General features: G+C 36.1%; 6 protein-coding genes. 5 read left to right on the top strand and 1 reads right to left on the bottom strand.

The features are described from left to right. From WBN20_RS08875 to WBN20_RS08865, 3 genes are all read left to right on the top strand, one after another. Positions 1-1,285: ATP-binding protein (locus WBN20_RS08875; RefSeq protein WP_424281429.1), on the top strand; the 1,285-nt coding region annotated here is incomplete at its 5' end. Further along, the gene (locus tag WBN20_RS08870; protein ID WP_424281428.1) at positions 1,282-1,953 is read left to right on the top strand and encodes a histidine kinase; all 672 of its coding nucleotides are present in this window, start codon (positions 1,282-1,284) and stop codon (positions 1,951-1,953) included. The genes WBN20_RS08875 and WBN20_RS08870, both read left to right, overlap by 4 nt. A 162-nt stretch (positions 1,954-2,115) precedes the next feature. Next, complete coding sequence (locus tag WBN20_RS08865) at positions 2,116-2,787, top strand: hypothetical protein (RefSeq protein WP_424281427.1); 672 nt, start codon at positions 2,116-2,118, stop codon at positions 2,785-2,787. 61 nt (positions 2,788-2,848) lie between these two features. Here the strand turns inward: WBN20_RS08865 and glyA are convergent, their stop codons facing one another. Further along, complete coding sequence (gene glyA, locus WBN20_RS08860) at positions 2,849-4,120, bottom strand: serine hydroxymethyltransferase (protein WP_424272601.1); 1,272 nt, start codon at positions 4,118-4,120, stop codon at positions 2,849-2,851. A gap of 112 nt (positions 4,121-4,232) precedes the next feature. Here glyA and fahA point away from each other — a divergent pair, with 112 nt between their 5' ends. Then, complete coding sequence (gene fahA / locus WBN20_RS08855; protein ID WP_424272602.1) at positions 4,233-5,519, top strand: fumarylacetoacetase; 1,287 nt, start codon at positions 4,233-4,235, stop codon at positions 5,517-5,519. A 123-nt stretch (positions 5,520-5,642) separates the two neighbouring features. Further along, a partial coding sequence (locus WBN20_RS08850; protein WP_424281426.1) for a hypothetical protein occupies positions 5,643-6,732 on the top strand: 1,090 nt, incomplete at its 3' end.

The raw sequence follows: 6,732 nt of genomic DNA, 5'->3' as shown, positions 1-6,732 counted from the left end.
ATATATATACCCAACCACATATGCTATTGCACTTGATAATTTAGGCTACAGTCAATTTAAAATTGGTCAGCTAAAAATTTCCGAAACGAATTTAAAAGAGGCCCTGGAAATTAACATTCAGGAAAATGCTGTCGATAAGATTGCGATGAGCCATTACCATCTGGCAGAGTATTTTTTGGCTAAAAGAGATACAACACGAGCAATGGCAAATGCTCAGGATGCTCTGGAATTGGCCAAACAAAATAATGACAATCAACTAATCCTCGAAACTTTAAAGCTATACCCTTTATTAGACCCGGAAAATGCACCTGCCTATCTGAAGGAATATTTGGTTTTAAATGACAGTCTCCAGGAAGAAGATCGTAAGAACCGAAATAAGTTTGCCCGGATTCGTTTTGAAACCGATGAGTTTATAGCAGAAAACCAGCTTTTAGCCAGGCAACGGCAATTATGGATCGGAATTGCATTAGGGCTTTTACTTCTGGCTATATCCATAGTTGTCATTATTTCTCAACGTTCAAAAAACCGAAATTTGCGATTCCAGCAGCAGCAGCAAGAGGCCAACCAGGAAATATTTAACCTCATGCTCGCCCAGAACCAAAAAATGGAGGAGGGAAAACAGTCTGAACAAAAACGAATTTCAGAAGAACTGCATGATGGCATATTAGGTCAGATGAATGGTATTCGCATGATGTTGTTGGGTTTAAACAAAAAAGTAGATGAGAACGCCATAAGTATGCGGGGAGAGGCAATTGGGAAACTACAGGGTGTGCAGGAGGAGATCCGGACAATTTCTCATGAATTAAATGATGCTTCTTATCAAAAATTCCATAACTTTATAATATCCCTCGAAGATTTACTAAAGGGTATTTGCGAAGTAGCGAATATTGATTATGATTTAGACTATGATGAAGGTCTTGATTGGGATGCCTTAAGCGGCAATATCAAAATTAACCTTTACAGGATTATTCAGGAGAGTCTTCAGAATTGTATAAAACATGCATTTGCAAATAAAGTTAATCTCAAATTAGACTCGACAGATCATATGCTCAAAGTTTCTCTAAAGGATAACGGGCGGGGCTTTGATAATAAGAAAAAGAAAAAAGGTATTGGCCACAAAAATATTACTTCCCGGGTTCATAAATTAAACGGTGAATGGAGCATTAAGAGTAAACCCGGAAAGGGAACAGTGGTAACCGTGAAAGTACCTTACAGATTAGCTGAAAATGAAAGTCGGATTAACGGAAATGAAAAGTATAAAATAGCTGAAAAAACATCACCATGAAAACGATTCGGATTTTAGCAGTAGACGATCATGAAATGACCACAATGGGTTATAAATTTATCCTGGAAGACTCAGAATTTGAGAATTTCAAAGTATTTGTAGATACAGCTAAAAGCTATGTTGGTGCTATTGAAAAAATAGAAAATTCGGTTAATTCATTTTCGTATGATATCCTTTTATTGGATATACAATTGTCACAAGCTATTGAAGGCCCTGCGAAAACAGGTGAAGATATCGGGATTTATGCGCGGAAGGTTATTCCAAAGACCAAAATTGTATTTATGTCTTCATTTAGCGATAATTACAGAATAAATAGTATTCTTAAGACTGTTGATCCGGAAGGGTATATGGTAAAAACGGAAATAGATCAAAAGTCATTGCAGGCCATGGTGCTTACTGTAATGAACAATCCCCCTTATTATACTCAGAAAGCTCTGGCTGCTATACGCAGAAAAATGGCCAATGACGATATAGTCCTGGATGAGAAAGACAAAAAAATTCTTCACTATTTGTCTGTAGGCACCAAAACGAAAGATATGGTTAACCACGTATCCTTATCACTTCCAAGTATTGAAAACAGAAAAAGACACCTTAAAGCTGTTTTTGGTGTTGAAAAACAGAATGATCAGGCATTAATTACTGAATCCAGAAACCGGGGTTTCATCTAATTTCACATTTTTTCTCTGAATAATACACACCCGTTCTCTTCATTGACATTTTTTAATAATTATAAAATTGCGGTGAAACCTTATTTATTCTATGGTTTTTATATAGTCAACTGTTAATTTTTAAAATTAATTTTGATATAAACCATATTGTTTTCTAATATCATGCCAAACAAACAGGATAATTTTAGAGATAATCTTAGACTTAAGCTTGACGACAACCCTAAAATAAAGGGGTTAGTTGAATTTAAAAAGAGTTTAGAAAAAGATTATTTTTCCAATGTATCCATAAGAAATTGTTCTTCAGATAATGCCAGGGAAAATTTGGTTATTGAAATGGACTGCAATTTTAAACTGGTTGAAATACTTTCACATTTACAAAAAGGTACCTGGGGCAGAATGTACTCGGCACAGAATAGCTGGTCTAAAAGTTCCCCTTTTTCCAGGGCATTGAAAAACTTGAATAAATTGAATAGCAGGAGAATAGATATTGAAGAACTATCTATTTTTTCAAAAGATTCCTCTATTATTATTAAGAATATATTTGAAAATAGTATTGAAGAACAACTTCGGCAGATTCTACAAACTATTGCCGAAAACTATGTCTATTTAACCAAAAAACTTACTGAAACACCCTATGAAATATATATTCCGGTCTTTGAGGAAGACCGCATTGAAAATGACACCAAATTAAAGAATATTAGAACCGGTAATAATAAGAAGAGAGACTATTTTAAATATTGGGGACTCTATTTCGAGTCAGAAAAAGATGCTGTAATCTATGATTTAAAGAATAAATCAATCATTTTTGGTGATTTGTTTATGTTAAATCATTGAAAAAAATGGAAATCCAATAATTAGGGCTATTGGTTTTCCATTAAGCGGCTTATACTAATCTTCAGTTAAATAATGGCAGGTTTTTCATTAATTCATTAACCTTTACTTTTACGCCTTCAACTACTTCCTCTTCCTCCGCATGCGTAATAACTTCATCTATTAAATCCACAATAGTCGCCATATCGGCTTCTTTAAGACCTCTGGTAGTTATTGCAGCAGTTCCAAATCTAATTCCTGAAGTAATAAAGGGTGATTTATCATCAAATGGAACCATATTTTTATTGGCAGTGATATCTGCTTTAACCAGAATGGCTTCGGCGTCTTTTCCGGTAATATTTTTATTGCGAAGATCTATTAGCATCATATGATTATCTGTACCGCCAGAAATTATCTTGTAATCTTTTGCCACAAATGCAGCAGCCATGGCCGCCGCATTCTTCTTAACCTGCAACATATAATGCAAAAATTCATCTGAAAGGGCTTCACCAAAAGCAATTGCCTTTGCCGCAATAATATGCTCTAACGGTCCTCCCTGATTTCCAGGAAAAACGGCTAGATTAATCAAAGCAGACATTTTTCTTAAATTTCCATTTTTCAGCCTAATTCCAAAGGGGTTTTCAAAATCCTGCCCCATTAAAATTAACCCTCCCCTCGGACCTCTAAGGGTTTTATGAGTTGTGGTGGTAACAAAATGACAATGTGGTATGGGATCATTTAATATTCCTTTAGCTATTAGACCTGCAGGATGAGCAATATCTGCTAATAAAAGAGCATCTACACTATCAGCAATTTCCCGAAATCTTTTAAAATCCATATCCCGGGAATAAGCAGAAGCCCCCGCGATAATCAACTTCGGACGTTCCTTTTTGGCTATTTCCTCAATTTTATCGTAATTTATTACACCGGTTTCTTCATCTACACCGTAAAATACCGGACGATAAAGCTTTCCGGAAAAGTTAACAGGAGAACCATGAGTAAGATGTCCTCCATGTGAAAGATCAAAGCCTAAAATTGTATCCCCTGGTTTTAAACATGCCTGGTATACCGCGGCATTCGCTTGCGATCCGGAATGCGGCTGGACATTTGCGTATTCCGCACCAAACAATTCTTTTGCTCTGTCTATGGCCAGTTGTTCCACCTTATCAACTACCTCACACCCTCCGTAATAGCGCTTACCGGGATAGCCTTCAGCGTACTTGTTGGTTAAAACGGATCCGGCAGCTTCCATAACTTGTGGACTTGTGAAATTTTCGGAAGCAATAAGTTCTATCCCATTTAATTGCCGCTGTTTTTCCTCGGCAATTAACTCAAATATTTGATGGTCGCGTTGCATAAAATTATCCTTATATTAAATGAGGCGTAAAAGTACAAATAGATAGACGTAAATTAGAAGAAAATAATATATTTGATCAGGAATTTATCAAACAAAAATTAACAATTATACCATGTCCTTAAAAACAAATGATCCATCCAAAAAAACCTGGCTACCCGTGGCCGCTAATTCTGATTTTCCAATACAGAATATTCCATTTGGTGTTTTTCTAACACGAGATGATGTCATTACAATTGGCACGAGAATAGGGGATTATGCCATTGATCTTGGAGCACTTCATCAACTGGGCTATTTTAATGGAATTCCACTTACGGATGATATATTCCTTCAGGATACATTAAACGATTTTATTTCAGATGGCCATAAAACCTGGCGTTTAGTGCGAAATAGGATTAGTGAAATTTTTGACATTACTAACCCTATCTTAGAAAAAAATCAGGAACACCGCAACATAGTTTTATTCACCATGGATGAGATAGAAATGCAACTGCCTGTGCAAATTGGAGACTACACAGATTTTTATTCGAGTAAAGAGCATGCCACCAATATAGGTAGTATGTTCCGCGACCCGGAAAATGCTTTGTTACCAAATTGGTTACATATTCCAATTGGGTATCACGGCAGAAGTTCCACTATAATTGCCAGTGGAAATAATATTCGAAGACCAATGGGACAAACATTACCCAAAGGAGCCAGCAAACCGGAGTTTGGTCCTTCTAAAATGGTTGACTTTGAATTGGAAATGGCCTTTATAACAACAGATGCTAATAAATTAGGGGAATCTATCCCCATTGAGGAGGCAGAAAAGTATATTTTTGGACTTGTTTTACTAAACGATTGGAGCGCCAGGGATATCCAAAAATGGGAATATGTGCCACTTGGGCCATTTATGGCAAAGAATTTTGCCTCTTCTGTTTCTCCCTGGATTGTTACCCTGGAAGCTCTTGAACCATTTAGGGTTGAAAGTCCAAAACAGGACCCCAAACCCCTACCCTATCTTCAACAGCAAGGAAAAAATAGTTTTGATATTCATTTAGAAGCTTCAATAACCCCGGAGGGAGGAGATCCTTCAACGATTACGAAATCGAATTTTAAGTATATGTACTGGACAATGGCGCAACAATTAACGCATCATACCTCAAATGGTTGCAAGATACTTAGTGGCGATCTTATGGGAAGTGGTACAATTTCTGGTACAACCCCCGAATCTTATGGCTCAATGCTGGAATTGGCCTGGCAGGGTACAAAGCCTGTTAGCCTTCAGAATGGGGAAAAAAGGACCTCAATTCAAGATTTCGACACTGTAACTTTAAAAGGGTTTTGTGAAAAGGATGGTGTGCGTATAGGGTTTGGAACGGTAGAGACAAAATTGCTTCCTCCTCTCCAAAGTAATCTATAAAATCTATACATGAAATTAACATTTTATCGAATTTATACGATATAATATCGTTTTTCGTTATGAACTATATGTGTTTTGGCACAGCTATTGAAAACTGCTGTTAAAACCTTTAAACATATTATCATGAAAAAAACGATACTCTATACCACAATTTTGGTTCTTCTAATAGCATGTGGAGGTGTTAAAAAAACTCAGGAAGCCATAAATACGGGCAATTATTCCGCTGCCATAAATAAGGCAATAAGAAATTTGGCCGATAATAAAACTAAAAAAGGTAACCAACCCTATGTGTTGCTTCTTGAAGAAGCATTCAAAAAATATACGCAAAGGGAATTGGAAAATATTGCATTTTTAAAGAAAGAAGGTAACCCTGCCAATTACAACACTATATTTAATGGATATAGTCGCTTAAAAAATATTCAGAATCAAATTAGACCTCTATTGCCCCTACAAGTTTATGAGGAAGATAGGAATGCAAGATTTTCTTTTACCAATTACGATAATGATATACTTGTAGCAAAGGACAATTTATCTGACTATTTATACAATAGTGCTTCAGAGCTGTTGCAGAATGCGAAATACAAAGAGGACTATAGAAATGCCTATAGGGATTTTGAATATCTTAATGAATTAAGTCCCGGATTTGCAGATAGCAGAGAAAAAATGGACGAGGCCTATATCAAAGGGTTAGACTATGTTAAAGTAAACATGGTTAACGATACAGAGCAAATTGTACCTGCCCGACTGGAAGAAGAACTATTGAATTTTAACACTTACGGATTAAACGACCAATGGACCCAGTATCATACCAATCCTTTAATTGAAGTCAACTATGATTACGAAATGCAAGTAGCCTTCAGAGCCATTAATATCTCTCCTGAACAAATCCAGGAAAAGCAGATTATTAAGGAAAAGCAAATTAAAGACGGGGTTGAAGTACTCCTTGATGCAGATGGTAGAGTAGTAAAAGACAGTCTGGGTAATGAAATAAAGGTTGACAGATTCAGAACAGTAAGTTGTAATTTCTATCAGTTTACCCAACTTAAATCTGCACAAGTTACAGGTAATGTAAGCTATATAGATTTACAAAGGAAACAACAACTCAATTCATACCCTATTAGTAGCGAATTTGTTTTTGAACATGTTTATGCAAATTATAACGGGGATAAAAGGGCGCTTGACAATGATCTGGTCCCATTATTAAATAGGGTTG

It is taken from the genome of Eudoraea sp. (genome assembly GCF_049665975.1).
Classification (GTDB): Bacteria; Bacteroidota; Bacteroidia; order Flavobacteriales; family Flavobacteriaceae; genus Eudoraea.
This window is presented reverse-complemented; position numbering and strand designations above follow the sequence as displayed.